The organism is Ruegeria sp. YTSA105 (genome assembly GCF_059610225.1).
This window is the reverse complement of sequence record NZ_JBXWNE010000034.1, coordinates 1-1,070: the sequence shown is the minus strand read 5'-3', so window position 1 is coordinate 1,070 and position 1,070 is coordinate 1. Positions and strand designations below refer to the sequence as shown.

General features: G+C 58.6%; 1 protein-coding gene. It reads left to right on the top strand.

All coding sequences use genetic code 11. The annotated features are described in order from the left end of the window. Positions 1 to 1,070, top strand: a 1,070-nt coding sequence (tuf, locus tag AC2FH2_RS19750; RefSeq protein ID WP_496824985.1) for an elongation factor Tu, incomplete at both ends; no start/stop codon positions are given.

Below are 1,070 nucleotides of genomic sequence, written 5' to 3'. Positions count from 1 at the left end.
ATGGCAAAGGAAAAGTTTGAGCGTAATAAGCCGCACGTCAACATCGGCACGATTGGCCACGTTGACCACGGCAAGACGACGCTGACCGCAGCAATCACCAAGTATTTCGGTGACTTCAAAGCGTATGACCAGATTGACGGCGCGCCTGAAGAAAAAGCACGTGGCATCACCATCTCGACGGCCCACGTGGAATACGAGACCGATGCGCGTCACTACGCCCACGTTGACTGCCCCGGCCACGCCGACTACGTCAAGAACATGATCACTGGTGCGGCGCAAATGGACGGCGCGATCCTGGTTGTGAACGCGGCTGACGGCCCGATGCCTCAGACCCGCGAGCACATTCTGCTGGGCCGCCAGGTTGGCATCCCGACCATGGTCGTGTTCATGAACAAAGTTGACCAGGTTGACGACGAAGAGCTGCTGGAGCTGGTTGAAATGGAAATCCGCGAGCTGCTGAGCTCGTATGATTACCCTGGCGACGACATTCCGATCATTGCCGGTTCGGCACTGGCCGCGATGGAAGGCAACAACCCGGAAATCGGCGAAGAATCGATCCGCAAGCTGATGGCTGCCGTGGACGAGTACATCCCGACGCCTGAGCGTGCTGTTGACCAGCCGTTCCTGATGCCGGTCGAAGACGTGTTCTCGATCTCGGGCCGTGGTACAGTTGTGACCGGTCGTGTTGAGCGTGGCGTGATCAATGTTGGCGACGAGATCGAAATCGTCGGCATCCGCGACACCAAGAAAACCACCTGTACCGGTGTTGAAATGTTCCGCAAGCTGCTGGATCGCGGCGAAGCGGGCGACAACATCGGCGCGCTGCTGCGTGGTATCGACCGTGAAGGTGTTGAGCGTGGCCAGGTTCTGTGTAAGCCGGGTTCGGTTACACCGCACACCAAGTTCGAAGCCGAAGCCTATATCCTGACCAAGGAAGAGGGTGGCCGTCACACGCCGTTCTTCGCGAACTACCGTCCGCAGTTCTACTTCCGTACAACTGACGTGACCGGCACCGTGACCCTGGCAGCTGGCACCGAGATGGTTATGCCCGGCGACAACGTGTCGTTCGA